Source organism: Leifsonia sp. L25 (assembly GCF_050632895.1).
On sequence record NZ_JBODRZ010000004.1, the window covers coordinates 190,631 to 216,014 of the forward strand.

30 protein-coding genes and 6 pseudogenes are annotated in these 25,384 nt (G+C 65.3%); 10 read left to right on the forward strand and 26 right to left on the reverse strand.

Annotated features, from left to right (window positions below):
• Positions 1-126: 126 nt before the first annotated feature.
• The 5 genes from ACRAWC_RS21490 to ACRAWC_RS21510 all read left to right on the forward strand — a co-directional run bounded on the left by ACRAWC_RS21490 (position 127) and on the right by ACRAWC_RS21510 (position 5,699).
• Positions 127-651 carry a response regulator gene (locus tag ACRAWC_RS21490; RefSeq protein WP_431349608.1) on the forward strand — a complete coding sequence of 175 codons (525 nt, stop codon included), beginning with the start codon at positions 127-129 and terminating at the stop codon, positions 649-651.
• Between the two features lie 256 nt (positions 652-907).
• On the forward strand, positions 908-1,267 hold the full coding sequence (cmtR, locus tag ACRAWC_RS21495; RefSeq protein ID WP_175338576.1) for a Cd(II)/Pb(II)-sensing metalloregulatory transcriptional regulator CmtR: 360 nt from the start codon (positions 908-910) through the stop codon (positions 1,265-1,267).
• Positions 1,264-3,162 (forward strand): heavy metal translocating P-type ATPase, encoded by a 1,899-nt coding sequence (locus ACRAWC_RS21500; RefSeq protein WP_175338577.1) that lies wholly within the window; start codon positions 1,264-1,266, stop codon positions 3,160-3,162. The genes cmtR and ACRAWC_RS21500 overlap by 4 nt, the downstream gene beginning before the upstream one ends.
• Positions 3,163-3,355: 193 nt before the next feature.
• Entirely contained in the window at positions 3,356-3,958 is a 603-nt protein-coding gene (locus tag ACRAWC_RS21505; RefSeq protein WP_175338578.1) for a cadmium resistance transporter, read from the forward strand.
• Between the two features lie 340 nt (positions 3,959-4,298).
• A complete protein-coding gene (locus ACRAWC_RS21510; protein ID WP_431349609.1) occupies positions 4,299-5,699 on the forward strand; it encodes a ParB/RepB/Spo0J family partition protein in 1,401 nt (466 codons plus the stop codon).
• Between the two features lie 55 nt (positions 5,700-5,754).
• On the opposite strand, the gene ACRAWC_RS21515 is transcribed toward ACRAWC_RS21510, so the two are convergent.
• From ACRAWC_RS21515 to ACRAWC_RS21555, 9 genes and pseudogenes are all read right to left on the reverse strand, one after another.
• Positions 5,755-6,057 carry a hypothetical protein gene (locus ACRAWC_RS21515; RefSeq protein WP_185275387.1) on the reverse strand — a complete coding sequence of 101 codons (303 nt, stop codon included), beginning with the start codon at positions 6,055-6,057 and terminating at the stop codon, positions 5,755-5,757.
• Positions 6,058-6,440: 383 nt separating this feature from the next.
• Positions 6,441-7,101: pseudogene (locus ACRAWC_RS21520) on the reverse strand (cation transporter).
• Positions 7,098-7,442: an ArsR/SmtB family transcription factor gene (locus tag ACRAWC_RS21525; protein ID WP_175339284.1), complete on the reverse strand. Its 345-nt coding sequence runs from the start codon at positions 7,440-7,442 to the stop codon at positions 7,098-7,100. The pseudogene ACRAWC_RS21520 and the gene ACRAWC_RS21525 overlap by 4 nt, the downstream one beginning before the upstream one ends.
• Positions 7,443-7,507: 65 nt before the next feature.
• Positions 7,508-8,503, reverse strand: a complete 996-nt coding sequence (gene ccsB, locus ACRAWC_RS21530) for a c-type cytochrome biogenesis protein CcsB (RefSeq protein WP_175339285.1) — start codon at positions 8,501-8,503, stop codon at positions 7,508-7,510.
• Positions 8,500-9,039, reverse strand: coding sequence for a signal peptidase II (locus ACRAWC_RS21535; protein WP_185275388.1), 540 nt, complete (start codon positions 9,037-9,039; stop codon positions 8,500-8,502). Before ACRAWC_RS21535 ends, ccsB begins: the two co-directional genes overlap by 4 nt.
• A gap of 713 nt (positions 9,040-9,752) precedes the next feature.
• Positions 9,753-9,986: a DsbA family protein gene (locus ACRAWC_RS21540; protein ID WP_431349610.1), complete on the reverse strand. Its 234-nt coding sequence runs from the start codon at positions 9,984-9,986 to the stop codon at positions 9,753-9,755.
• A 55-nt stretch (positions 9,987-10,041) separates the two neighbouring features.
• A pseudogene (locus tag ACRAWC_RS21545) lies at positions 10,042-10,317 on the reverse strand (DsbA family protein); the annotation flags it as partial.
• Positions 10,318-10,489: 172 nt separating this feature from the next.
• Positions 10,490-10,792 (reverse strand): annotated as a pseudogene (locus ACRAWC_RS21550) (M23 family metallopeptidase); the annotation flags it as partial.
• Positions 10,793-11,366: 574 nt separating this feature from the next.
• Complete coding sequence (locus ACRAWC_RS21555; protein ID WP_175339290.1) at positions 11,367-11,780, reverse strand: hypothetical protein; 414 nt, start codon at positions 11,778-11,780, stop codon at positions 11,367-11,369.
• 156 nt (positions 11,781-11,936) lie between these two features.
• Between ACRAWC_RS21555 and ACRAWC_RS21560 the strand changes: the two genes are divergently transcribed.
• Positions 11,937-12,269: a zf-TFIIB domain-containing protein gene (locus ACRAWC_RS21560; protein WP_431349611.1), complete on the forward strand. Its 333-nt coding sequence runs from the start codon at positions 11,937-11,939 to the stop codon at positions 12,267-12,269.
• Here ACRAWC_RS21560 and ACRAWC_RS21565 read toward each other — a convergent pair.
• A complete protein-coding gene (locus tag ACRAWC_RS21565; RefSeq protein ID WP_431349612.1) occupies positions 12,197-12,559 on the reverse strand; it encodes an ArsR/SmtB family transcription factor in 363 nt (120 codons plus the stop codon). The two genes, ACRAWC_RS21560 and ACRAWC_RS21565, sit on opposite strands and share 73 nt — an antisense overlap.
• A gap of 122 nt (positions 12,560-12,681) precedes the next feature.
• Between ACRAWC_RS21565 and ACRAWC_RS21570 the strand changes: the two are divergent.
• Positions 12,682-13,619: pseudogene (locus ACRAWC_RS21570) on the forward strand (cation diffusion facilitator family transporter).
• 80 nt (positions 13,620-13,699) lie between these two features.
• Entirely contained in the window at positions 13,700-14,269 is a 570-nt protein-coding gene (locus ACRAWC_RS21575) for a copper resistance CopC family protein (protein WP_185275390.1), read from the forward strand.
• A gap of 96 nt (positions 14,270-14,365) precedes the next feature.
• Here ACRAWC_RS21575 and ACRAWC_RS21580 read toward each other — a convergent pair whose 3' ends face one another.
• From ACRAWC_RS21580 to ACRAWC_RS21610, 7 genes are all read right to left on the reverse strand, one after another.
• Entirely contained in the window at positions 14,366-14,779 is a 414-nt protein-coding gene (locus ACRAWC_RS21580; protein ID WP_431349613.1) for a cytochrome c oxidase assembly protein, read from the reverse strand.
• Positions 14,761-15,126 carry a cytochrome c oxidase assembly protein gene (locus ACRAWC_RS21585; RefSeq protein WP_431349614.1) on the reverse strand — a complete coding sequence of 122 codons (366 nt, stop codon included), beginning with the start codon at positions 15,124-15,126 and terminating at the stop codon, positions 14,761-14,763. Before ACRAWC_RS21585 ends, ACRAWC_RS21580 begins: the two co-directional genes overlap by 19 nt.
• 91 nt (positions 15,127-15,217) lie before the next feature.
• The gene (locus ACRAWC_RS21590; RefSeq protein WP_431349615.1) at positions 15,218-15,655 is read right to left on the reverse strand and encodes a cytochrome c oxidase assembly protein; all 438 of its coding nucleotides are present in this window, start codon (positions 15,653-15,655) and stop codon (positions 15,218-15,220) included.
• 159 nt (positions 15,656-15,814) lie between these two features.
• Positions 15,815-16,759: a copper resistance D family protein gene (locus ACRAWC_RS21595; RefSeq protein WP_431349616.1), complete on the reverse strand. Its 945-nt coding sequence runs from the start codon at positions 16,757-16,759 to the stop codon at positions 15,815-15,817.
• A gap of 7 nt (positions 16,760-16,766) precedes the next feature.
• Positions 16,767-17,129: a hypothetical protein gene (locus tag ACRAWC_RS21600; RefSeq protein WP_431349617.1), complete on the reverse strand. Its 363-nt coding sequence runs from the start codon at positions 17,127-17,129 to the stop codon at positions 16,767-16,769.
• The gene (locus tag ACRAWC_RS21605) at positions 17,126-17,338 is read right to left on the reverse strand and encodes a hypothetical protein (protein WP_431349618.1); all 213 of its coding nucleotides are present in this window, start codon (positions 17,336-17,338) and stop codon (positions 17,126-17,128) included. Before ACRAWC_RS21605 ends, ACRAWC_RS21600 begins: the two co-directional genes overlap by 4 nt.
• A 66-nt stretch (positions 17,339-17,404) precedes the next feature.
• Complete coding sequence (locus tag ACRAWC_RS21610) at positions 17,405-17,761, reverse strand: hypothetical protein (RefSeq protein ID WP_175339296.1); 357 nt, start codon at positions 17,759-17,761, stop codon at positions 17,405-17,407.
• Positions 17,762-17,893: 132 nt separating this feature from the next.
• On the opposite strand from ACRAWC_RS21610, the gene ACRAWC_RS21615 reads away from it, so the two are divergent.
• Positions 17,894-18,442 (forward strand): hypothetical protein, encoded by a 549-nt coding sequence (locus ACRAWC_RS21615; protein ID WP_175339297.1) that lies wholly within the window; start codon positions 17,894-17,896, stop codon positions 18,440-18,442.
• 211 nt (positions 18,443-18,653) lie between these two features.
• Positions 18,654-19,514 (forward strand): annotated as a pseudogene (locus tag ACRAWC_RS21620) (hypothetical protein); the annotation flags it as partial.
• Positions 19,515-19,543: 29 nt separating this feature from the next.
• Here the strand turns inward: ACRAWC_RS21620 and trxB are convergent.
• The 9 genes and pseudogenes from trxB to ACRAWC_RS21665 all read right to left on the reverse strand — a co-directional run bounded on the left by trxB (position 19,544) and on the right by ACRAWC_RS21665 (position 25,310).
• Positions 19,544-20,527 (reverse strand): thioredoxin-disulfide reductase, encoded by a 984-nt coding sequence (gene trxB / locus ACRAWC_RS21625; RefSeq protein WP_175337870.1) that lies wholly within the window; start codon positions 20,525-20,527, stop codon positions 19,544-19,546.
• Positions 20,524-21,054 carry an arsenate reductase ArsC gene (locus ACRAWC_RS21630; RefSeq protein WP_431349619.1) on the reverse strand — a complete coding sequence of 177 codons (531 nt, stop codon included), beginning with the start codon at positions 21,052-21,054 and terminating at the stop codon, positions 20,524-20,526. The genes trxB and ACRAWC_RS21630 overlap by 4 nt, the downstream gene beginning before the upstream one ends.
• Positions 21,055-21,190: 136 nt before the next feature.
• A complete protein-coding gene (locus ACRAWC_RS21635; RefSeq protein WP_175337871.1) occupies positions 21,191-21,604 on the reverse strand; it encodes an arsenate reductase ArsC in 414 nt (137 codons plus the stop codon).
• Positions 21,605-21,692: 88 nt separating this feature from the next.
• On the reverse strand, positions 21,693-22,583 hold the full coding sequence (locus ACRAWC_RS21640) for a metalloregulator ArsR/SmtB family transcription factor (RefSeq protein ID WP_175337872.1): 891 nt from the start codon (positions 22,581-22,583) through the stop codon (positions 21,693-21,695).
• An 11-nt stretch (positions 22,584-22,594) separates the two neighbouring features.
• Positions 22,595-23,272 (reverse strand): cation transporter, encoded by a 678-nt coding sequence (locus tag ACRAWC_RS21645; RefSeq protein WP_175337873.1) that lies wholly within the window; start codon positions 23,270-23,272, stop codon positions 22,595-22,597.
• A pseudogene (locus ACRAWC_RS21650) lies at positions 23,269-23,612 on the reverse strand (ArsR/SmtB family transcription factor). Before ACRAWC_RS21650 ends, ACRAWC_RS21645 begins: the two are co-directional and overlap by 4 nt.
• A 9-nt stretch (positions 23,613-23,621) precedes the next feature.
• The gene (locus ACRAWC_RS21655; RefSeq protein ID WP_185275392.1) at positions 23,622-23,933 is read right to left on the reverse strand and encodes a hypothetical protein; all 312 of its coding nucleotides are present in this window, start codon (positions 23,931-23,933) and stop codon (positions 23,622-23,624) included.
• A gap of 67 nt (positions 23,934-24,000) precedes the next feature.
• Positions 24,001-24,714: an NAD(P)-binding domain-containing protein gene (locus tag ACRAWC_RS21660; protein ID WP_431219314.1), complete on the reverse strand. Its 714-nt coding sequence runs from the start codon at positions 24,712-24,714 to the stop codon at positions 24,001-24,003.
• Complete coding sequence (locus ACRAWC_RS21665) at positions 24,711-25,310, reverse strand: NAD(P)-binding domain-containing protein (RefSeq protein ID WP_431219315.1); 600 nt, start codon at positions 25,308-25,310, stop codon at positions 24,711-24,713. Before ACRAWC_RS21665 ends, ACRAWC_RS21660 begins: the two co-directional genes overlap by 4 nt.
• Positions 25,311-25,384: the final 74 nt, after the last annotated feature.

Consider the following 25,384-nt stretch of genomic DNA (forward strand, 5'->3'; position numbering starts at 1 on the left):
CCGCCGAGGCGCACGCCGAGTTACCTGAGCCGACTGGACGGCTTCGCGGTCGCCGGCATCGTCGGAACCGCCGCGGCGGCGCTCGCGGCCATCCGCGCATCCCTCGCCACCGAACCGATCGAACTGGTGCTGCTCGACATGAACCTCCCGGACGGCCACGGCATCGACGTCGCGCGGCGGCTGCGGTCTGCGGGCATCGCCGTCGACATCATCGCCATCACCGCCGTGCGCGACACCGACATGGTGCACTCCGCGGTGTCGGTCGGCATCGTCCAGTACCTCGTGAAGCCGTTCGCCTTCGCCACGTTCGCGGCGAAGCTCCAGACCTACCTCGACTACCGGCGCCGTCTCGAAGCCCGGTCCTCGCACGCGAGCCAGGACGACGTCGATCGGATGCTCGCGTCCCTCCAGACGCCGGTCGACATGCCGCTCCCCAAGGGTCTCTCCGAGCCGACCCTCCAGGCGATCGTCGACCACCTGCGGAGTGCGGACCGGCCGCTGTCCGCCGCCGAAGTGGCCGAGCCCCTCCGGCTCTCGCGGGTCACCGCCCGGCGCTACCTCGAGCACCTCGCCGACACGGAACGGATCTCGCGGGCGCCGCGCTACGGAACGCCGGGACGGCCGGAGCTCGAGTACCGCTGGCTGCCGTAGGGCGCATCACGAAGCGGAGGGCGTGGGATTCGAACTCTAGCCGGGCCCGCGCAACCAGGGGATCTAACACAGGAATCCGCGAAAACTCGGGCGTCTTGGGTGACCTGGGCGTCCTTGGGTGCTCCCCGATTTCGTTGAAATGTTGTCAAATGGTTGTCACGCGACTTCCATGCAGTTGCCTGCCCTTGACTAGAAACGAGATCTGGTCCAAAGGTCCTCGTACACAACTATTCAGCCGTCAGTGTATAGTCATCGGATGCTGACTCTTGCAGACCGACTTGATGTGATGAACCGGCTCGGCCGGGCGATGGCGGATCCCACTCGTTCGCGCATTCTTCTGACCCTCCTTGCCGGCCCGAGCCACCCGGCCGTGCTGGCCCGTGAGCTGGGGCTCTCACGCTCGAACGTCTCGAACCACCTCACCTGTTTGCGCGGGTGCGGGATTGTGGTAGCCGAGCCCGAAGGTCGCCAGACCCGATACGAAGTCGCCGACCCACACCTTGCCCGCGCCCTGACTGCGCTGGTCGAGGTGACGCTCGCTGTCGACGAAAGCGTGCCGTGCGTGGACCCAGACTGCGGCGTTGAGGGTTGCGTGGCTGGAGAGGCACGGGCATGAGCGCGGTTACAGGTTCCGAGCTCGAACACGTCGACCTTGACGATGACGATGATGATCGGCCCTGGTATCGGAGTCCGAGCGTCCTGATCCCGATCGCTTCCGGCGTCGCATTCGTCGCTGGTTTGGTGTGCGAATGGACTGGCGCGGAGACCGCCGGCCTGGTGCTGTTCTGGATCGGTCTGCTGCTGGGGGTGTACACCTTCGTGCCCGGCGCGTTGCGCAGACTTTTCACCAAGGGCAAGCTCGGCATCAGCCTACTGATGACAATCAGCGCCACCGGTGCGGTGATCCTCGGCTACGTCGAGGAGGCCGCGGCGTTGGCGTTCTTGTACTCCATCGCGGAGGCGTTGGAAGACAAGGCGATGGACCGAGCGCGCGCAGGGCTTCGGGCGCTCTTGAAACTCGTGCCCGATACCGCATTGGTCAAACGCGGCGACGCCACGACCGAGGTCGAAGCGAAGGACCTGCGCGTCGGTGACGTCCTCGTGGTGCGTCCGGGCGAACGGATCGCCACTGACGGCATCGTGCGAGCCGGGCGGAGCAGCCTGGACACCTCCGCAATCACGGGCGAGTCGATACCCGTCGAGGTCGAGCCCGGCACCGGCGTGTCGGCCGGGTCGATCAATACCACAGGCGTGCTCGAGGTCGAGGCCACTGCGGCCGGCACCGACAACTCACTCACTACGATCGTCGAGCTGGTCGAGCAGGCGCAGACCGAAAAAGGCGACCGAGCCCGCCTAGCCGACCGGATCGCCCGTCCCCTGGTCCCCGGTGTGATGATCCTCGCCGCGGTAGTCGGCGTTCTCGGGTCGCTGTTGAGCGGCGACCCCGATTTGTGGATCACCCGTGCCCTGGTCGTGCTCGTTGCTGCCTCGCCGTGTGCTCTGGCGATCGCCGTGCCGGTCACAGTCGTGTCCGCGATCGGCGCCGCCTCCAAGTTCGGCGTGGTCGTGAAGTCCGGGGCCGCGTTCGAGCGGTTCGGCGGCATCCGCCACCTCGCCGTCGACAAAACGGGCACCCTGACCCGCAATGAGCCCACCGTGACCCGTGTCGTCACGACGGGCGCGACCGAGGATGAGGTGCTGGCCTGGGCGGCGAGCCTAGAGCGTCACAGTACGCACCCTCTCGCCACAGCGATCACCAAGGCGGCACCCGACGCTCCCGCCGCTGAAAACGTCGCCGAGACCGCCGGGCACGGCATCGAGGGCACGCTCAATACTGCTCGTCTCGCGGTAGGCAGCCCGAGGTGGCTGGATGCTGGCACGCTGGGCGATGAGGTGCAGGCGATGGAGTCAGAGGGAATGACCGTCGTCATCGTCCACCGCAACGATCAGCCGGCCGGGGCGATCGGGGTGCGGGACGAGCTCCGCCCCGAGGTACCGGAAGTGATCGCCACGCTCAACCGCCGCGGGATCGGAGTCACGATGCTCACCGGCGACAACGCCCGCACCGCCGCGGCACTCGCCGCCCAGGCCGGCATCAACGACGTGCGCGCCGAGCTCCGTCCCGAGGACAAGGCCGCCGCCGTCATGGACCTGTCGAAGTCCAAGCCCACAGCCATGATCGGAGACGGTATCAACGACGCCCCCGCTCTCGCGGCCGCCGACGTGGGCATCGCGATGGGAGCTAAGGGCGCCGATGCGGCGATCGAGTCCGCCGATATCGCCTTCACCGGCCACGATCTGCGCCTCATTCCACAGGCCATCGACCACGCCCGTCGCGGACGTAGCATCATCAACCAGAACGTTGTGTTGTCCATCGTGATCATCGCGGTCCTGCTGCCGCTGGCGATCACCGGCGTTCTCGGGCTCGCTGCAGTCGTGCTCGTGCACGAGGTCGCGGAGGTCGTCGTCATTCTCAACGGGCTCCGCGCAGCACGGCGGGAGAAGGCATGACTGGCTCCGCTCTCATACCGCCGGGCGCGGATTCCGTTGAGCTACGCTCTCCCCGCATTGATGGGGCGACGGTGCGGCGGGCATTGTTCCTTCTTGCCTGCGGCGTCGCGGGCGGCGGCGCGCTGCTCGACCAAGCCAGCAAAGCCCGCGCCGCCGTCGAACACAGAGATCACCGCATCGCGACTGTGGGCTCATGATCCTGTCGTCGGTACTGCAGGCGATCGGCCTCTTCATGGCCACGAACATTGACGATATCATTGTGCTTTCGCTGTTCTTCGCCCGAGGCTCCGGCCAGCGAGGAACCACAAGCCGCATCCTGATCGGACAGTACCTCGGATTCATCGGCATCCTGAGCGCGTCCGTTCTTGTTGCACTCGGCGCTGGGACATTCCTCCCACCACAGGTCATTCCCTACTTCGGACTAATCCCGCTGGCGTTGGGTCTGCGGGCTGCATGGCAGGCCTGGCGCAAGCGCGAAGACGACGATGACGCAAAGGTCGAGGGTAAGAAGGTCGCTGTGTGGACCGTGGCCGGTGTGACCTTCGCAAACGGCGGCGACAACATCGGCGTCTATGTCCCGGTCTTCCTCAGCGTCGGTCCAGCAGCCACCATTGCATACTGCGTCGTGTTCCTGGTCCTAGTTGCTTCCCTCATTGGCCTAGCCAAGTTCGTCACCACCCGCCGACCGATCGCGGAACTCCTCGAACGATGGGAACACGTCCTGTTCCCCGTCGTCCTCATCGGCCTGGGGATCTTCATCCTCGTGAGCGGCGGCGCTTTCGGCATTCCGACGTAGATCCTAGGTATCCAGTCCCTATCGACCCATCGGGCGACCCGGCCTGCGCGGCTGCCGGCAACCACCGCGAGTTCACTTCACCGACCGCGTCGCCCCCGTCTCACGCGAAGGCAAAAGCTGAATGGAGCCGCGAGCGGCACCTCGTTTTTAGATTGTTCGTCTGCCTGGCCGGTTGATCGTAGTTCGCTCCCGCGGGCTACGTGCCGGGCTTTCGCGGCATATCCTCACTCGCTTCGCTCCCTCCGGTATTCCACGGTCCCGGCACTGCGCCCCGCACCCGCTCACCCTCGATCCCCTTGCCAGACAGGCGAACAAGAACAGTTGAAGGGATCACAGAACCATGAGCGACACACCCACCGCGGGCACCATCGAACACCTCAACCCGCACACCCTCACCCTTGAGGACAACGTGCGCCCCTCCGCACCGATCACCCCGGCGTTCGTGCAGTCAATCAAGGAGAATGGGGTCCTCACCCCCGTACTTGCCCACCGCGACAGCGACGGCCAGGTCACCGTCCGTGCCGGACAGCGTCGAGTCTTCGCCGCCCGCGAAGCAGGACTTACGACCATTCCCGTCTACCTCGTAGACGCCGACGAGGTCCCTTCGGAGCGGATCGTGCAGCAGATGGTCGAGAACGACCAGCGCGAAGCCCTCACCGACAGCGACCGGGCCGCCGCGTTCCAACAACTCGCGTTCGAAGGCCTCTCCGTGACCGCGATCGCGCGACGTACCGGGACGAAGCAGAAGGAAGTCGAAGACCGCGTTGGCTGTGGTCGAGACCAGGCTGCGGCGTCCGCGATCCAGGAGCACCAGCTCACCCTGGACCAGGCGGCGGTGCTGATCGAGTTCGACGGCGACGCAGAAATCCGTGCCGATCTGATCCAGGTCGCAACCACCGACCCCGCCCAGTTCGTCCACGCGGCTCAGCGGGCACGCGACGAGAAGGCCCGCGCCAGAACCAAGGCGGACGCGGAAGCAGACCTGGTCGCACGGGGCTACTTGATCCTGGACTCGGACCCCGGTTACTACGACACGGAGTACACCCGAATCAGCGAACTCCTGACCACCGACGACCAACGCGTCACCGCCGAACACATCGAGAACCTGGACGGACGAGCCGCCCACGTCCGGGTCTACGCAGACGGTGACGCCAACATCAGCTACTTCCTCCGGGACGCGAACGCGGCCGGGTTCCACACCTACGGCGGGAGCCAGCCCAAGTCCGGCCCGATGACCGACGAGGAGAAGGCCGAGCGGCGCACGCTGATCGCCAACAACAAGGCGTGGGCATCCGCCGAGACCGTCCGCCGCGAATGGCTCGCCACACTCCTCTCCCGCAAGGCCCTCCCCAAGGATGCGGCGGTCGTGATCGCGAAGGGTCTCACCATCCACCGGCAGGCGATCAGCACCGCCACCCGAGACGGGAACGAGCTCGCACACCACCTGCTCGGGCTGGAGCCGTCCGGCTACTTCGGGAACGACAAGCTCGCGGCGCTGATCGAGCAGTCCCCGGCCAAAGCACAGCACGTCGCCCTCGCAGTCGTGCTCGGAGCGTGCGAATCCGTCACCCGCAAACAGACCTGGCGGTACCCGTCGTCCACCGACGCCGACTATTTCACCCTGCTCGCCGGCTGGGGGTACAACCTCAGCGACGTTGAGCAGATCGTGACCGCTGGCGAGTCTGCCAATGCGGAAGGAGACGCAGCTTCGGTCAACGCGGAGCCGAGCGCAGGCGACTGATCACGCTAGACGGAAGCGGGCCCCGCGAACCGGGCCCGCTTCTCGTTCTGAGCGGTCAGGACAGTTCTCTACTTGTCGCCCCGACCGTCGAGGGACCGACGACCGGACCTCCCCGCTGCGCCACCCGGTTGAAGGCCACGAACGGCACACACGCCGTCTCGGCCGTCAGCGCCGCCAGCCGGCCGATCGGCGTGCGCGGATCGGAGGCTATCGCCCATCCATCGACGGCGTACCGGCCAACCGTCTCGATGCACTCCCGCTTCTCCTCCGCCGACGGGCTCGTCGAGCCAACCACCCCGATCAGTCCGCCCTGCAGGTCCGGACCCATGTTTCTCGTGTCGATGATGAATACCCGCATCCTGATCACTCCCCTGGTCGATCGTTTTGTTTGCCTTTCCGGCGGGGAGATCAGTGGCGAGTGGAAGGTGCCGAAGTGCCGGGACCGTGGAATACCGGAGGGAGCGCAGCGAGTGAGGATATGCCGCGAAAGCCCGGCACGGAAGCACCGGGAACGAGCTACGATCGGGCGGCGGAAAGACACACAAACCGTCAAAGGCAGCGCCGCCGGAGGCGGCTCCACGCCTCGTTCAGCCAATAGACGCACGAGCACTTCAGCGGCGACCTCCGACGCCCCTGAGTGCTTATGTCGTGTGAGGTCACCTGCAAGCGATCGACTGTGCTCAACGCCAGTACCATTTCGGGCGCTCGACCACCGCTAACGGAGGGGACGTTCCGGGTCAGCTAGCGATCGTGCTCGCTTGGGCCCTCAAGCACCATCCCGACGGACGTCGCACAGGCGTCGCCCTTCCACGCCTCGAGACCTTCACGAACGGCAAAGATCGCGATGACCTGGGCCACGATCGCGTCTGCCCACCACCAGCCAAAGGCGGTGTTCAAGAGCAGCCCGATCAGGACGGCCGCCGAAAGGTATGTGCAGATCAGTGTCTGCTTCGAGTCGGCGACAGCGGTCGCAGAGCCGAGTTCCCGCCCGGCGCGGCGCTCGACGAGTGAAAGGAAGGGCATGATCACGACGCTGAGTGCAGTGAGAACCATCCCGACAACCGAGTGCTTAACTATCGACCGCGCCGACAAGGAGAGCACCGAATTCACAGTCACGTAGACCGCAAGCGCGAAGAAGGCCACAGCGATAACCCGCAGGGTGCCTTTCTCCCATCTTTCCGGGTCTTTTCGGTGAATTGCCATGCGACTGCCACCGCGGAAAGCACCTCGATGGTGGAGTCCAGGCCGAAGCCGACCAGTGCGGCCGAAGATGCGGCGCTACCTGCGATGATCGCCACGACGGCTTCGACGAGGTTGTACCCGATCGTGACCGAGACGATCCATCGGATCCGACGATGCAAAGGTCGCGGCGGGAATCAGTGAGTGCGGTTGTCGTCGTCATGCGCAGTTGCACTCCGCACCCTCGCAGCAGCCGGGCTCAATGTAGAGGACCACGCGAAGTAGCTCGTCGAGTGCAGGGGCGATGTGTCCGTCGGCGAGCCGATACCAGGTACGGCGGCCATCTGGGATCGCCTCGACAAGGCCGCAGCCGCGTAGACAGGCCAGCTGATTCGACATGACCTGACGGCTCACGTCTAGGGCATCCGCGAGGTCAGAGGGGTATGCCGGCGCCTCCCGCAGGGCCAGAAGGATGCCCACGCGGGTGGTGTCAGACAGCGCGTGTCCGAAGCGGGCGAGAGCGGCGGTGTGCGTGATGGTCGCCGCCGGTGTAGCGATGCTCATTACATGAGCGTACAGCGAAGCATGAATTAACGCATCGCTGTACTATTCCGTTCTGCGCGGCGGCTCTAGAGACCCGAGTAGGTGTGGAGGCCCTTGAAGAAGACGTTGACGATGCCGAAGTTGAACAGCACCGCCGCGAAGCCGATGATCGCGAGCCAGGCGGAGCGCGATCCGCGCCAGCCGCGGGTCGCTCGGGCGTGGATGTAGCCGGCGTAGATCACCCAGATGATGAAGGTCCAGACCTCCTTGGTGTCCCAGCCCCAATAGCGCCCCCAGGCCGCGGAGGCCCAGATGGCTCCGGCGATCAGCGTGAATGTCCAGGCGATGAAGCCGACGATGTTGATCCGGTAGGCCAGGTTCTCCAGAGCGACAGCACTGGGGAGAGTGGCCAGGAACTTGAACTGTTGCGGACGCGACTCCGCTACCTGCCGCTCACGCCGGTACTGCAGCAATTGCAGCCCGGACAACGCGAACCCGAGAGCGAAGAACGCCGTGCCCAGCACGGCCACGATGATGTGGATCACCAGCCAGTACGACTGCAACGCCGGCTGCAGCGGGACCACCGGGACGTAGTACCGCAGGAGCGCGATCCCCTGGAGCACCAGCACCAGGCCGACGATGAACGTGCCGAGGTACTTGATGTCCCACTTCAGGTTGGCGACCAGGAAGACGCCGATGATGACCAGCGTGCCGGTCATCGAGAACTCCCACATGTTCGCCCACGGGACCCGGGCAGCGGCGATCCCGCGCAACCCTGTTGCCACGAAATGGAACGCGAAGCCCGCGATCGTCAGCCCGAACGCCCAGCGGAGGACGCTGCGGGCAGCACGAGTAGGTGCATCTGTCGAGGACTTTGGGAGATCGGCGGGCTCTTCGCCGATCACGAGCGCGGTGCTCGGCAGTGTCGCCGCAGTGCGCCGCGCGACCACGCTGGGGACGGTCGCTGTCGCGTCGGCTCCGCGTCTGGCCAGGTCGGTGGAGAAGACCACGAAGGAGGCGGTGTACAAGCCCATTGCGACGTAGAGCGCCACTGTCGAGAGCGCGGACAGGACGTCGGTCATGAGCCGGCCACCGCGCTCTGGTCGGCCGAGGCGTCGATGACAGGGCTCTGGGTTCGGCGGTGTTGGAGCGTCGCGACCAGCAAGGCTGCTGCGATGCCGCCGACGGTGAGGACGTCGGCGAGGTTGAAGATGGCGAACCAGCTGATGGAGAAGTAGTCGACGACGGCACCGCTGAGAACTCCGTGCTCGCCGCGGAAGGCGCGGTCGACCATGTTCCCCCAACCGCCACCGACGGCGATCGCCAGCAACACTGTCAGGGTCGGGTTCTCTCCTCGGATCACGCGTCGGACGATCCAGGCAGTGAGGACGGTGAGGATGATGAGGATTCCAGCTGCCAGCAGCGGACCGACTCGGGCGCCGAGTCCGAATGCAGCACCCGGGTTCAGAACCAGGCGAAGGTCCACCGTTGGGATCACCGACGGCATCGGCTGGCCATACGGGAGTGTGAGGATGGCGATGCCCTTGGCTGCTTGGTCTGCGGCGATCGCGAGAAGGCCCGCGGTCAGCGTCCGCAGCGCCAATCGTCGCCGATTCACGACGCGAGCGCTCGTCGTCGCTGAGGCTTGGTTGAGTCAACATAGGGTGGTCAGCGCCTTCATCTGTTCGGAGAGCTTCTTGGTGAGGACGTCGGAGCTGGTGCCCGTTGTCGACCCGATGGACTCGGCCTTCAGCACGGGAATGAGGTTGGTCGATCGTGTCGACCACGTTCTGAACAGCGGTCTTCTGCTCGCCCACGGGGATTTGGTCAGCGATCGGTCCCAGAATCGTGCGGGCGGCTTTCAGCTGATCGATGGCAGCAGCAGGGTCGAGTACCGCCGACTTCAGGGCGGCATCGATGTCGGCGGCTACCTTGTCGGTGATCGGCGTGACCAAGGAGCAGGCAGCGTTCTGGGCCTGTTTGGATACTGTGTCCCCGATCGAGCAGCCGGAGAGGAAGAGCGGTGCCGTCAGCGCGACCGCTGTCGCGGCGACGAGGACTGGCCGGGTGGGAGTGGACGATGGCTTGTCTCGATTCAATGGGTTGGTCGATGACGCTTGATGATCCGGATGAGCGTGTCGATGTCGTCGCTTAGTCCTTCGAGCTCCGCTGCAGAGGCGGTGGGTCTGCGGCGGAAGACCTGAAGTTGAGCGGAAGTCGCGGTTGCGGCCTCTATCAGCTCCCGATAGACAGCCGGTGGGATGGTCTCGTGAGCTTTTGGCGTCTTCCATAACCGCAGCATCTGGCGACGAATGCGGCGATTCCCCAACCTCATCGCCGCCACGCCTTCTCCAGTTCGCTGGCGAACTGCTCTTTGGAGGTCAGTGTGAGCTTCTCACCGTTCAGGAAGAACGTTGGCGTGCCCGCCACCCCCAGCTGGACGCCGTCGGCCTGGTCCTTGGTCACCCGGATCCGGAGCGTCGGGTCGGCGATGTCTTTGTCGTACTGGGTCATGTCCAGGCCAATCGACGCGGCCAGCGATCGCAGCGCAGGCGACTGGGTCATCTTGTCGTTCAGCCCACTGCGTTTGTGTCTGGAAGAGCTTGGAGTACATCTCGGTGAACTTGCCTTGGCGGCCGGCTGCCTCGGCGGCCATCGCGGCGTTCATGGCGTTCTTGTGACTAGGGATGGGGAAGTAGCGTGCGATGAATGTGACCCGACCCTTGTACTGCTCGCGCAACTGCTCGACCACCGGGTAGGCGGCCCCGCATGCTTCGCATTCGAAGTCGAGGAATTCGACCACCGTCACCTTGTCCGTGGTCGCTTTCTGCAGGATCCGGCTGTCCGCTCGGGTGACGGCTGGGCGCGGCGGCCTGTTGCGACGCCGATTGGGCACGACCGACGAGCACGATGACGATCACGACGATGAACGCGAGCGCGATGATGATGGTGTTGGCCCAGAACCGGATGGAGAGGCGGCGGGTGGGTTGAGGCTGCTGACGTGGCTGTTTCGACATGGCCGGGCTCATCTCGCTCGAGCTCCGGAGCCAGGAGTACGGGTCGATCGGTGTTTCCCCGTTCGCCCAAATCTCCAGATGGAGGTGATTGCCGGTGCTGGCACCCGTAGTGCCGACCCGTCCGATGATCTGGCCGGCGACAACGCGGTCTCCGGCGCGGACCTGGAGCGACCCGAATTGCATGTGCGCGTAAAGGCTCGCGAATCGTTCACCATTGACCCGGTGGTCGATGATCACGTTGACGCCGAACCCGACATCGGACTCCTCCGCCGAGCGGACGACGCCGTCGGCGATCGCGCCGATCTTGGTGCCACCGCCGGGGTCATGTCCAAGCCCTTGTGGTTGCTGGAGCATCCGGAGCAGGGCGCAGAGCGCGACCCATACCCATCGCTGATCGGGACGTCACCGGGGAACGGCCATTGGATGGGCCCAAGCGTGTTGCCAACCAGGGTCCCGGCCGGGTCGGTTCGCGCCGCGGCCGTGAGTTCGGCCTCGGACGTCGCTGCGAGCGTGTCACGGTTGACCGGGACAGGCGCGCCGCCGGTCTCTCCGATTGCTTGTGGTACGCCGGTGACGATAGTGTCGGCCATCGTTTCGAGTGCGCCGTCCGGCTGTACGGCCTCGGCGGGGACGGACGTCGCCACACTCAAGGACATTGCGAATAGGGCTCCTACAAGGGGCAGCAGCAGGGAGCGGCGGGCACGTTGGCCACCGCTACGGGGACGGCGGCGCTGGCGCGGATTCGGGAGGCTCCGTTCGGCCGCGAGGGCTTCGCGGCGAGACCGGGGTTCGATGGGGGTTGGAGTGAAGGTTGCGCGACGAACCGGCTGCGCGCGGCGGGAAAAGGTCATTCGGGGGTTTCCGGACTCGGCCCATTGCGGGCGCGGACAAGGACGACGGGGCACCGACGAGGGTGCGCGCGAGGTCCTCAGGTCCGGCTTATGGCCAGAGATTCCAGAGAAGGCGCAAGGGGTCGCTCAAGCGTCAATGTCGCACCCAGGCGTCGCACGACGAGCGAGAGAGTCAGGCGGTAGTCGCGGCGCAGCAAACTCACGAACAAAGCGAGAGCCAGGGCGGCCGCAGCCAGCCCGAGGACGCACCCCAATACAAGCATCTGGTCGTGAGGGATGCCGTTCTCCGACGAAATGACCGAGGCAGCTGCGGCGTCTCCCACAGATGAAACGGCGTCGTCCACGATTGCAGACGCCGCGGGCCCGGCACCTTCGTCAGCCGGATGTGCCGCCTCGAACATGTGCGCCAGCAACAACGCGAACACGACGGTGAGCGATGCAACGGCGAGGACGACCCAGCGTCGGATTCCTCCGCGATTCAGCGCGCCCACGTCACCTCCACGGTCACAGTTCGATAACGGCCAGCTTTGATGGGAAGCGTAGCAAACGGCGCCTGATGGGCGCATCTGAGTGGTAGCGGCGGTCAGCCGACTCTCAGACGAGGTCCCTACGCTCCGGCAACCATACCAACCAGAAGGGTACGAACCATGAAATGTCCCGTTGACGGCGAGACGCTGCTGCTCTCCGATCGCTCCGGAATCGAGATCGACTACTGCCCAACATGCCGTGGCGTTTGGCTGGATCGCGGGGAGCTCGACAAAATCATCGAACGCTCAGCGAGCCAGAATCCATCAGCGGGTTACGCTAACCCGACCGACCCGCAAGGATGGTCCGACTCGAACCGATCCGGACATCACGGCAAAAGCGGACACGGAAACTCCGGAAACGGTAACTCCGGCCATAACGGCTACAGCAACAAGCGCCGCGGAGGCTGGCTGGGGATCTCTTCGGCGACTAATCGCCGCCCGGCTGAGCGCTGACCAAGGTGCAACAACGCCTGGTCGAAGAACTCGACGACGTGGTCATCGAACAGCCGGTAGGTGATCGAGCGTCCGTCTCGGTCGCCGATCACGAGCTTCGCCTGACGGAGGATGCGCAAGTGGTTCGACAGCGTCGCCTGTCCGATTTCGAGCTCCTCCGCCAGCGCCGTCACACTTGATGGGCTCCGCCGAAGCCGAGCAAGCACGCGCAATCGCGTCGGCGACGCCAGGCCTTGGAAGACCTCCGCCAGCTCGCCGGCGCTCTCGATGTTCAACGTCAGTTCGTCCACGACTCGCTCCTCGACTCTCCATCGTACCGAGAACGGTTCTGATTACGGTTCTCAACTACATTAACCTAGTTTACATATGCACATGTATTGACGTAAGGTGGGGCGTGAGGAAAGGAGGTCGGATGGACGGCCACGACCACGGCAGCACAATGGAGCTCTTCGGCGAAGCGGCCAAACGCCATCGCGTTCGCCTGTCGATCGCGTTCGGCATCACCTTCGTCATCCTGATCGCTGAGGTCATCGGCACGATCCTCACCGGCTCCCTGGCGCTGCTCGTCGACGCGGGGCACATGCTCACTGACACGGCGGGACTGGCGATGGCCCTCGTGGCCTCATATCTGAGCACCAAGCCGGCCACGAACAAGCGCACCTGGGGATACCGACGCGCTGAGGTGCTCGCCGCGACCGCGCAGGCAGCAGTCCTCCTCGCCGTTGGCGTGTTCGTGTTGATCGAAGGCGTCCGCCGGCTGTTCGAGCCGCCGGAGATCCCCTCCACCGAACTGTTGATCTTCGGCATCATCGGCCTTCTGGGCAACGTGGCGTCTCTGACCGTCCTGGCCTCCAGCCGAAGCGAGAACTTCAACCTCCGCGCCGCCTTCCTCGAGGTGATGAACGACGCGCTTGGCTCGGTGGCCGTCATCGTCGCTGCAATCCTGATCGGCCTGACCGGATGGGGCGCCGCGGACGCGCTGGCCGGAATGTTCATCGGCGTGCTCATCCTCCCGCGAGGCGTTTGAAACTGCTCCGGGAAACCACGAGCGTGTTGCTGGAGTCCACACCTCCCGGGCTGGACCTGGACGCGGTCCGCAACCACGTCTTGGAGCTGCCGGAAGTGGTCGACATCCACGACCTGCACGCCACCCAGATCGCGACCGGATTGCCGGTCCTGACAGCGCACGTCATCGTGGAAGCCGATACCTTCGAGAATGGGCGCCTGCCCGAGCTCCTGGACAAGCTTCAGGACTGCGTTGCAAGCCACTTCGACGTCAGCATCGAACATTCCACCTTCCAGTTCGAGCCGCCACAGCACAGCCGCCACGAGCATTCCGCACACGAATAACCCAGGGACCATTGATGACTGCCCCCAGCTCCTCCGCCGACCCCAGCCGTTCCCTGTGGAGGATCCTTGCTCTTTTGGCCGTGGTCGCACTCGCCTTCGTCGCTAACTGCCTCACCGCGCCGCCTGCGGAAGCGCACGACGCCCTCGCAGAATCCAATCCCGCCCAAGGGCAGACTGTCACCGAGAAGTTGGATCAGATCGTGCTGACCTTCAACGAGGCGCCACTGAGCGGCCTACAAGGGGGCATCGTCATTCAGGCAGTCGGGCCGACCGGCCGCGAGGCCACCACCGGCGAACTCCGCATCCAGGACCGGACCCTGTCGCGGACTGTCCTGATGACCGAGCAGGGCGATTACACCGTCTCGTGGCGCACGGTCTCTGCCGACGGGCACCCCATTGACGGGAGCTACACCTTCAGCTACGCCGGTCCCATTCCGGCCTCTCCCACCGCGACGTCGACTCCCACCCCTTCGGCAGCGCCGACCACTTCCGCAGTCGCCTCGCCCACAAGCACCCCGACTGCAGCTAACACGTCATCTGGCGCACCGATCGCATTCGTCGTCGTGATCATCATCGTTGTGCTGCTGCTCGCCGGCGGCGGCCTGTGGCTCGCCACGGAGCTCAACCGTCGCCGCACGACCAAGCCGTAGCTCGGTCAGCGGCGATTCAACCTCGCCAGCCATGCGTTGTAGGCGTCGAGCTCCCGCGTCGCCCTCCACATCTTTCCGGCGGTCTGCCGCCTCGGCTTAGCGCGTATCGTCGGAAGCCCACGCGAAGAGCAGGATCAGAACGATGATCAGCGACGGCAGTTCGCCATACGACCACGCCAACGCGCCCGCGATGCGCTGATCAGCAACCGCATCGATGTTCCAGGCCGCCGGCGACTCCGCGAAGAAGCTCACGAGCGGGATAGTCGCCATCATGGCAATCACCCCGAAGAACGCGTGAAGTGGCATCTCGATGAACATGTCCAGCAGGCGTCCGAGGTGCGACTGACGTCGCGGCAATGGGTCTGGAGAGATAAGCGGAATTGTGAAGAGGATGCCAGCGGCCAAGAACACCACCTCGAGTGAAAGGTGCCCGAGCACCGATCCGAGCAGTGTTGATGCCAAGCCGCTGAAATAGAGGCCGTAGAACACCATCAGGAACAGCGGGACCATGAAGCCCGGATGCAGCAACAAGCGCGCAAAACGGGAGCACAGCCCGACGAGGGCAAAACCGCCGAATGAATCGCCACTGCCCCCTCGCTAGGTGCCGCCTTCAAAAGAAGCTTGCCCGGCGCTCCCAGGATCAGCAGCGGCGGGATCGCCATCATCAACGTGAGCTGCTGAAACATGAACACCGAGAACATGCGGTAGCCGTAACCCTCGAGTCCCGTCCCCGTCAATGCAACCAACACGCCGCAACCAGTCAGGAAGAGCGTGGTGCGCCACCACGGCCACGCGAGCCGCAGCCGGAGCAACCGCCACACACCGCATAGATACGCGAGAGCGAGTACGACGCCCACGATCGGGAGCAGAGGAATCGGTTGTGGGGACCACACCAGGAAGGCCGCCAAGCGCGGCGCCTGGTCGGGCAAGTACGCAGGCCCATCCATCTCAGACCGTCCCCGGACCCGGATCCTCTGATCGAGATTCGACAACCCGCTGGCCCAACACCAACAGGAGCACGAATACGGCGACCGCAGTGATCGCCCACAGCAGCACGGCCCCGATCAGTTGATCAACCGCAGGCGTCACACCCAGCGCGGGCAACGTCACCCCATACCAGGCGGGGAGAACGCCGCCGGGGACGAAAGCAACGACGACCGCGAGCAGGCCCGCTGCCAGAACCACCATCATCGCGATCCCCACCACCTGCACCACTAGTCGCTGTCCAGCGTCGGCCTTACCGAGCAACGACGCAGCGAACAGTGTCGTCACCCCGAACACAACCAAGGTCGTGAACGCTCGACCCACAGGATCCTGCACCGCCCAACCCAGCCACGGCGAGAGAAGCACGGTACCGAGGAACACGACCAGAGCACCCGCCGACATCCACGGCGCCCTCCAGGGGCAATTCGATCGCTCGGCTCCCGAGCACCCACCTCGTCCACTCGCGCGCGCCGAGGCTACCGTCCCCTCGGAGCCGTACTACGGTCTCAAGCAACCGAATCGGTTGCGCTGCGACGACAAGAACCGCAGCGAGAACTCCGCCTAACACAAGCAATGCCGTGTACGCCGTGAACGAGAACGTTGCATACGCCCCGGGAGCGAACAGAACGCGAACACGATGACAACGGCGGCGCCGACCCCGGCGAGCGTACGCGACCGCGGCCATCCGCCGTTTCGCTGTGCCGCGAACACACCGTAGAGGTAAGAGCCGAGGCCGAGCAGCACGACGAGGACAGCCGCGGCGTCGAACACCCACGTGTCAACGAGCCGTGCGATTCCCGGCGCCGGTGGTATCCGGTCACCCGTGAGCTGCTCAGCCTTCGTCGCCAACAGGATCTGACCACCAGGGGTCTCCGTCCGAGACAACGTTGCTCCTGCTCCCATCGCCACGCCCAAGACCAGCAACTCCCAGAGCACGAGTGATCCGAATACGAGCCGGCGCCGCAGCGCGGGCATGTCCGTGGAACCGAAGCGGCGAATCACCCACGTACGCTGTGCCCACCCGAACCCGACCAGCAGTAGGAGAGCGACGATCTTCAAAGACAGCAGCCGACCGTAATCCGTCGTGAGGAGCTGTACCGGATGCGACAAACGGACGAGTGCGCCCGCCATCCCGGAGATGGTCACGGCGCACAATCCCGCAAACGCAATCGCCGAGAAGCGACGCACCAACGGCACGAACGCGCGCTCGTCGAAAGCCGCAGCGTAGGTCACCGCGGCCAAACCACCAACCCACACCGCCGCTCCCGCGACATGCAGCCAGAGCGCGACCGTCGCGGCCACGTGGTTCCCAGCGCCAGCGGCATGGCCCTGAAGCGCCAGTGGAACAAGCGCAACCAATGCCAAGACGAGAGCTGCGGCCACACCTGTCTGCCCACGGGCCGCGAACGTCAGGACACTGATCGTCGCGGTCATCAGGATCGTAGCTAGCCAACCCTGGCCGACCGCAATCTGCGTGAAGAACTGCGCAAGGCTGGAACCGAGCATGTTCGCCTCAACCGGCCCTGTCAGAGCTGATCGACGTCATGACTGCTGCAACACAGCTTGCGACCAGCCAAGCGGCAGAACACCAGGGTGCCGCATCCAGGAGCCTGTCCCATGCCCTCAACCCGACGGGCACGCAGACGGCTGCAACTACCAGCGCGCCAATCGTGGCCGCGGCCGCTAGATCGACGACAACTTTCATAGCCGGCAAGCCGTATGTCACAAGCGGCCCCGGGTTGAAGATCGACCCGTCCGGCCGGACCGTCAGCATCGCCAGTGCCAGCGCAGCGACCACGGCCGCGATGATAAGAGAGGCAAGCGCGAATAGCGCACTCCGCGTCGAGCCTGATCTCGTCGACGTTGCGCCGGTCACGACGGATCCTGCTTACCAGCCAGCTCGGAACCGGCCGTCGACCCGCGCTGGGAGCGCTCCCACTTGTCCTCATGTGCGTGGGCGGCACGTTCGCGCTGATCGGCGCGGAGAATCGCGCGCAGCGCGAACCAGAAAATGAGTCCCACCAGCACCGTTGGCGTCAGAGACCACAGAGCATTAGTCCAATAATCGTCCATCTTCACCTTCACAAACCATCGAGTACGCGGCTCGCCGAACGTGGGCGTGCGCCTGCAGAATCGCGGAACGGAAGGTGATCAGATTCGAAGTATGCCCAGCAGGCCCAACCGTGACGGCGCCGTCGGCGACTCGTGTTGTGGAATGGCGACCGCAGGTGGCGCCGGGTGCGCGGTCTCGAGAAGTGTCTCAACCGCGACCGTCGAATCGTGAACCGGGGTGGCAGCACCGGCCGTGGCGCACAGTGCCGCACAGAATTCGGCACCGCTGTTATCGGGATTCGTGTCGCCTACGCCCACCTGCTGTGACCACGAAGCGCTCAGGTTCACGTGTGCAGCATCGGAACAGTGTCCGAACCCGATGCCGGCGAGCACCGCAGCGACGAGAACGAGAAAGAAGACGGGCACGACACGCACGCTGTGCAGCGCTCCACTCATCCGACCTCCCCTGTTGGACTCAGCGTATCCACTCGAACTGTGAGAGATCCTGCGCAGCCCTCACTTCAGCAGTCCGGGTCGACGCGAACTCTGCTCTTGCCACACCGGAAGCGCGAACACATGATGTGACCCATGACCGATCGTGGCTCACTGAGCCAACCGGGGAGTGCCCCGACAGACGATGCACGCCGCACGTTGTGGCGGCACATCGGCACCCCGGCAGCTATTTACGGGACGATCGTCTACGCGAGCGTCGTTGCTGCTACGTCGATTGGGCTCAAGAAGTCAAGTTCAGCGTGGCAGGTGCTCATTTTCGCCGTCGTCACCGTAATCGTTTTCTGGGTGGCCCACGTCTATTCGACTGCACTCGGGTCCCACGGCCACGCTGACCACATCAGGGACCGGATACGTGATTCGATCGGACAATCGCTGAAGGAATCGAGCGGGATGCTTGAGGCGGCCATCATCCCATCTATCCCGCTACTGCTGGCGGCGTTCGGTGCGATGCCGGTCGATGCCGGAATATCAGTCGCCCTCTGGTTCGCCGTTGTCATGCTTGCGCTACTGGGCTACCTCGTCCTCTGGCTTCGCTCTCGACCATGGTGGGCCTGCGTAGCCGCAGCACTGACAAGCGCTCTCTTCGGTCTCCTGGTGATCTTGCTCAAGACAGCGTTGTATTGATCAGTAGCTGAGTCGGACGGCTTTGGCGTCGCCACTCTGATCGGCTTCACCTGCGATCTGAGCACCCCCACTCAAGTGTTCAGACGTCCGCTGCGCCCTCCGCCCCGATCACCCCCGCGTTCGTGCAGTCGATCAAGGAGAATGGGGTCCTCACCCCGTACTTGCCCACCGCGACAGCGACGGCCAGGTCACCGTCCGTGCCGGACAGCGTCGAGTCTTCGCCGCCCGCGAAGCAGGACTTACGACCATTCCCGTCTACCTGGTCGATGCTCACGGCGTGGCGGCGGAGCGGATCGTGCAGCAGATGGTCGAGAACGACCAGCGCGAAACCCTCACCGACAGCGACCGGGCCGCCGCGCTCCAAGGCTACGAATGGCACACACGCCGTCTCGGCCGTCAGCGCCGCCAGCCGGCCGATCGGCGTGCGCGGATCGGAGGCTATCGCCCATCCATCGACGGCGTACCGGCCAACCGTCTCGATGCACTCCCGCTTCTCCTCCGCCGACGGGCTCGTCGAGCCAACCACCCCGATCAGTCCGCCCTGCAGGTCCGGACCCATGTTTCTCGTGTCGATGATGAATACCCGCATCCTGATCACTCCCCTGGTCGATCGTTTTGTTTGCCTTTCCGGCGGGGAGATCAGTGGCGAGTGGAAGGTGCCGAAGTGCCGGGACCGTGGAATACCGGAGGGAGCGCAGCGAGTGAGGATATGCCGCGAAAGCCCGGCACGGAAGCACCGGGAACGAGCTACGATCGGGCGGCGGAAAGACACACAAACCGTCAAAGGCAGCGCCGCCGGAGGCGGCTCCTCCCGTCGTTGCCTGAGCGGTATCGCACGACGGGGCCGTCCAGTCGATCTCCGACGCCCGTCACCGACTTATTTCTTCGAGATCGGCTGGTCACAACGGCGCCGGTCGACCACCGAGGCGCGAGTATCCCACGGGCGAGCGCGCTGACAACCGACTGGGGGAGGCGGCGTCAGATGCGACGGCACCATACCCGGAGGTTCGCTAAGAATCCACCAAGATCAGGGCCGCCATGTGAGCTGCCAGCCTTAGTTGACCTGGATTAGCGGACTTCCGAAAGAGTTCGCGTTCTCCATCAGGGGTGCGCGAGCGCATTCGCGACCGCGGTCTGCGCCTGGGCGTGCGTGCCCAGCCCGTGCGCGGCGAGATAATGCTCCGCATCTAGGGCGGCAGCGCAGCCGGTGCCCGCGGCTGTGATGGCCTGCCGGTACCGACGGTCGACGAGGTCGCCGCACGCGAACACGCCGGGCAGGTTCGTCTCGGTGGTCGGATGCTGAACCTTCACGTAACCGTCGGCGTCCAGATCGATCTGACCCGCGACCAATGCGCTGCGCGGGTCGTGACCGATCGCCACGAACAGGCCGGTCGCATCCAGGGTGCCCGGCTCGCCCGTGACGGTGTTGCGAACCGTGAGCCCGTTCAGCTTGTCGTCACCGTGGGCTTCGGCGATCTGGGTGTTCCAGCGGATGGTGATCTTGGGGTTCTCTTGCGCCCGATCCTGCATGATCTTCGATGCGCGCAAGGCATCACGCCGGTGGATGAGGGTTACCGAGTTGGCGAACCGGGTGAGGAACATGGCCTCCTCCAGCGCCGAGTCGCCGCCGCCGGCGACCGCGATGTCCTGATTCTTGAAGAACGCGCCGTCGCAGGTGGCGCACCACGATATCCCGTACCCGGAGAGCCGATCCTCTCCCTCGATGCCGAGCTTGCGGTGCGCCGACCCCATCGCAAGGACCACGACGTGTGCCTCATACACGGTTCCGCTTCCGGTGGAGATCGACTTGATGTCGCCGGTCAGGTCGACGGCGGTCGCATCATCGTAGACGAGGCGAGCGCCGAAGCGCTCGGCCTGCTGGCGCAGGTTCTCCATCAGGTCCGGGCCCTGGATGCCGTCGATGAAGCCGGGGAAGTTCTCGACCTCGGTGGTGTTCATCAGCGCACCGCCGATCTCGACCGAGCTGGTCAGCACGATCGGGTCAAGGCCGGCGCGGGCCAGATAGATCGCGGCCGTGTACCCGGCGGGGCCAGAGCCGATGACGACAACGTTTTCGACGCTCACGCGGGCGTCACCTCCAGACTCGTCAGCAGCTCGCGCACGTGCTGCTCCACCTCGTCGCGGATGACGCGGACCTGCTCGATGGACTGGCCTTGCGGGTCTTGCAGTTCCCAGTCCTGGTAGCGCTTGCCGGGGTAGATCGGGCAGGCGTCGCCGCAGCCCATTGTGATGACGACGTCCGCGGCCTGAACGACGTCGTCGGTCAGCGGCTTGGGGAACTCGCGGCTCATATCCAATCCCATCTCGGTCATCGCCTCGACCACGGCCGGGTTCAGCTCATGGGCGGGCATCGACCCGGCGGAGCGGACGTGGATGCGGCCGCCGGAGAGCGCCTCGGTGAGGACGGCGGCCATCTGGGAGCGGCCGGCGTTCTGCTCGCACACGAACAGCACCTCGGGCCAGATCACCGGCAGGGCGCCCTTGGCTTGGGCGAGCGCGGTCAGGCGTTCGGTCGCGAAGTGAATGGTGCGGGTCGCCAGGTGCGCCTTCACGGTCGCGGTGCGCAGCAGCGCCGTGTACGACTCCAGCACGTACCGTTCGACGGTCTCCCGGTTGAAGATCCCTCGAACTTGGCCGCCAGATCGTCGGCGAGACGGCGCAGATACTGTTCCGGGTAGGCGAGTTCCGGCTGGGCTCGGCGCCCCGTCGCGTCGATGGTCATGAGCGTCACACCGCCGCTGGGAGGAGCTCGGCGAGCAGGTTCTGGACGCGCTGCTTGATATCGTCGCGGATCGGACGGACCTCGTCCACAGGACGCCCGGCCGGGTCGGTGAGCTCCCAGTCCTCGTAGCGCTTCCCGGGGAAGATCGGGCACGTGTCGCCGCAGCCCATGGTGATGACGACGTCGGACTCCTTGACCGCCTCAGTGGTGAGGATCTTCGGCTGCTCGCCCGCGATGTCGATGCCCTCCTCGGCCATGACCTGCACGGCGACCGGGTTGATCTGGTCTTTCGGCTCGGAGCCGGCGGAGAGGACCTCGACGCGGTTTCCGGAGAGCTCGCGCATGTACCCGGCGGCCATCTGGGAGCGGCCGGCGTTGTGGATGCAGACGAACAGGACGGTGGGCTTGGTGTCAGTCATGGTTCTCCTCGGTTCTCAACGATCTTCGTTAAGCATAGATGTAGGTCAATGCTTTTTCCAGTCGTCTATCGCCGAATTCGGCAATCGTTCACTTTTCGATCCGCTCGAGAAGGTCGCGGACGCGACCCTCGATGTCGTTTCGGATCTCGCGGACGCGGGCGATCGGTTGCCCGACGGGGTCGGGGATGTCCCAGTCCAGGTACTCGCGGCCGGGGTAGATGGGGCAGGCGTCGCCGCAGCCCATAGTGATCACGTAGTCGGCCGCGCGGACCGCTTCGTCGGTGAGCGGCTTGGGGAATTCGCCGCCGAGCGGGGTGCCGATCTCGTCCAGCACCGTGACGATCGTCGAGCGCACCGCCTCCGCCGGCTCCGAGCCGGCTGTACGGACGATGACCCGGTCGCCGGCGAGCTGGCGCAGGATCGCCGAGGCGAGCTGGGAGCGGCCGGCGTTCTGCACACAGACGAACAGCACCTCCGGCACGGTGTGGATGGTTTCGTCGGCCCGTAGGAGCGCATCGAGCCGATCGATCGTGAAGCTGCTGGTCTGCGACGCTCGGGTCGGATGCGATCCGTCGCGCTCACCGAGCATCCGGTAGCTGTCGTGGACATACGAATTGACGGTCTCCGGCGCTAACACCCCTCGGTACCGCGCCGTCAGGTCGGCGACGATGCGCTCCAGCGCGGGTGTGTCATCGCGTGTCTCGCCGTCTCGGACCAGGTCGGCGACGCGGTCAAGCTGGGAGGGTGTGATCGAGTACCACGCGGTCCGGCCGATCTGTTCGCGCTCGACCAGGCCCTCGTTCTTGAGCATCCGCAGGTGGTGCGAGACGGTGGGCTGGGTGAGGCCGAGGGCTTCGGCCATTCGGGTCACCGAGCCTCTGCCTTCCTCTGAGTCGAGAATGATCCGCAGCAGAGCCGCACGCGTCGGATCGCTGATGCGCTTGAGGCTTTGCAGTCCGGTGACGTTGGCGACACTCATGAGACGTGAGTCTATGCGCCTTGCCGCCCAGCCGTGTCCGGTGCGCCGTCATCCTCGTCGAGCAGCATCCCGACCGAGGTCGCACATGCATCGCCCTTCCATGCTTCGATGCCCTCACGGGCGGCGAAGAAGGCGATGACGAGACCTGCGATCGGGTCTGCCCACCACCAGCCGAGAAGGCTGTTCACGAGCAAGCCGACCAGCACAGCGGCGGAGAGATATGTGCAGATCAGCGTCTGTTTGGAGTCCGCCACGGCCGTCGCCGACCCGAGTTCTCGCCCGGCGCAGCGCTCGGCGTAGGAGAGGAACGGCATGACGACAACGCTCAGTGCGGTCAGGACGATCCCGACCGGAGAGTGCTGGACGTCGATCCGCCCAACGAGCGAAAGTACTGAGCTGAGGGTCACGTAGACGGCGAGCGCGAAGAACGCGAGGGCGATGACGCGCAGGGTCGGCTTCTCCCAGCGCTCGGGGTCGCGGCGAGTGAACTGCCATGCGACGGCAGCCGCCGAGAGCACCTCGATGGTCGAGTCGAGGCCGAAGCCAATCAGGGCCGTCGAGGAGGCAGCGCTGCCAGCAGCAATCGCCACAACGGCTTCGATGAGGTTGTAGCCGATGGTTGCTGCGACGATCCATCGAATGCGGCGCTGAAGAACCAGAGCCCGGTCGGCGGAGGCGGCCACGGTCATGCGCACTGACACTCCTCCCCATCGCAGCATCCGGGTTCCACGAACAAGGTCACCCGCAGGAGCTCGTCCAGCGCGGGCGCGATATGACCGTCGGCGAGCCGGTACCAGGTGCGTCGACCTTCGGGGATGGCCTCCACCAGACCGCAACCGCGCAGACACGCGAGCTGGTTCGACATCACCTGGCGGGACACCCCAAGTGCTTCGGCGAGATCGGACGGAAAGGCGGGCGCTTCCCGCAGTGCGAGCAGGATGCCGACCCGGTGGGGTCGGAGAGTGCATGCCCGAACCGCGCGAGAGCGGCAGTGTGCGTGACGGTGGCGGCCGGTGCGAGTGTCGTCATCGCTCGACCTCAGTGAGTGAGAGCGAAGGCGGTCAGCTGCTCCGCCGTCCCCGAGACGATCAGTCGGAGATCGTCGTGCGTGTCATCGATGTCCCAGTCGACGAACGCACAACAGGACTGTTCGGCGGTCACGAGGTCGCGCAGCTCCGCAAGGGAAGTGTCGTTCTTGACGTAGCCGACGGTGATGTTGCCGTCGCCGTTCTCACGACTGATGCCGTACCGCTCATCGAAGTCGTGCCAGCGTTTCACTTGTTCCCTGCCAGTGCTGGGAGACAGTGTGCAAGCGATCGGGAGTCCGTTGAGGGGGCCGACATGCGTCATGTTCTGATGATACAGCGATTGCTGTACTAACGGAACGTTCGCACGCGGCCACCCACGCGTCAGCCCGCTAGGAGCAGCACGAGGACCCGCTCGCGCCGGTCGAACAGACACCTGTGGCCGGGAGCACGAGTTGCACGTTGCGTGCCGACGCGATGTCGCCGGCGAGGTAGGCGGTGATGGATCGGACCTGCTCGTATCCGGTGGCGAGGAGGAACGTCGGGGCGCGTCCGTAGGACTTCATCCCGGCGAGGAAGAAGTTCGGTTCCGGCTGCTCCAGCTCGGCGAACCCGTGGGGCTCGACCGTGCCGCAGGAGTGGATGTTGGGGTCGATCAGCGGCGCCAGCCGGACGGGAGCCTCCACGATCTCGTCCAGGTCGAGCCGGATCTCGCGCAGCATGTCCAGGTCGGGCCGGAAGCCTGTCGCGTTCACCACGATGTCGGTGTCGTGCTCGACGAGCTCGCCCGCTCGCTGGCCGATCAGCTTGACGCCGTTCTCGGTTGCGGCGAGGCGGAGGATTTCGAACCGGTCGAGCTGCTGGATGGCGCCGGTACCGATGAGGCGGTCGACGCGCTTGCCGATGGCGGCGCGCTCGATCAGCTGGTCGTTATCCGAAGTGGCGACCCGGACGGCGCTGGCGTTGCGGATGAGCCAGGTGATCTGCGTCTCCGGCACCTCGCGCTTGAGGGCGGCGAGGTTCAGGAGGGTGTTCGCTGCGGAGTGGCCCGCGCCCACGACGGTGACGCGCTTGCCGGCGAACCGGTCGCGCTCGCGCCCAATCACATCCGGCAGAGCGTGCGAGACGTGCCCGGCGACCGACGGCAGTCCGAGGGGTCCAGCCCGGACGAGGCCAGACTGTTCGGGGTCAGGTAGGTGCCGGACGCGTCGATGACGGCGCGGGCCGTGACCTCCCGCACGCCGTCCGCATCGCTGATGCGGAGCAGGAACGGGGTGTCGTCGCGGCCGGTGCTGCGGGTGCGGTCCATGCCCTCGCGACTGACATCGGTGACCGTGACGCCGTAACGGATGTGCGGACGGATCGAGTCGAGTGCAGCCAGCGGCGCCAGGTAGTCATCCAGGAATTGGCCGCCGGTGGGCAGCTTCTTCTCGTCGGGACTCGCCCACCCTGTTTCAGCCAGGAGCCGGGCTGCGGCCGGGTCGACGAGCATCTTCCAGGGCGAGAAGAAGCGGATGTGCGCCCACTGGGAGACGGTGTGACCGGACGCGTCGCCGGTCTCGTAGATCTCGAACGGGATGCCGCGTTCGATCAGGTGGGCGGCGGCCGCGAGCCCGATCGGCCCGGCGCCGATGATCGCCACCGGGAGCCCGTCGAGGCGGCTGCTGCGGACCGTGGGTACGGTCAGGTCGACGAGGGTCATCCGTCATTCTCCATTCATCGAAGGTTTTCGATTTATAGTGTGCATGCTTCATCGAAATCTGTCAATGTATGGGT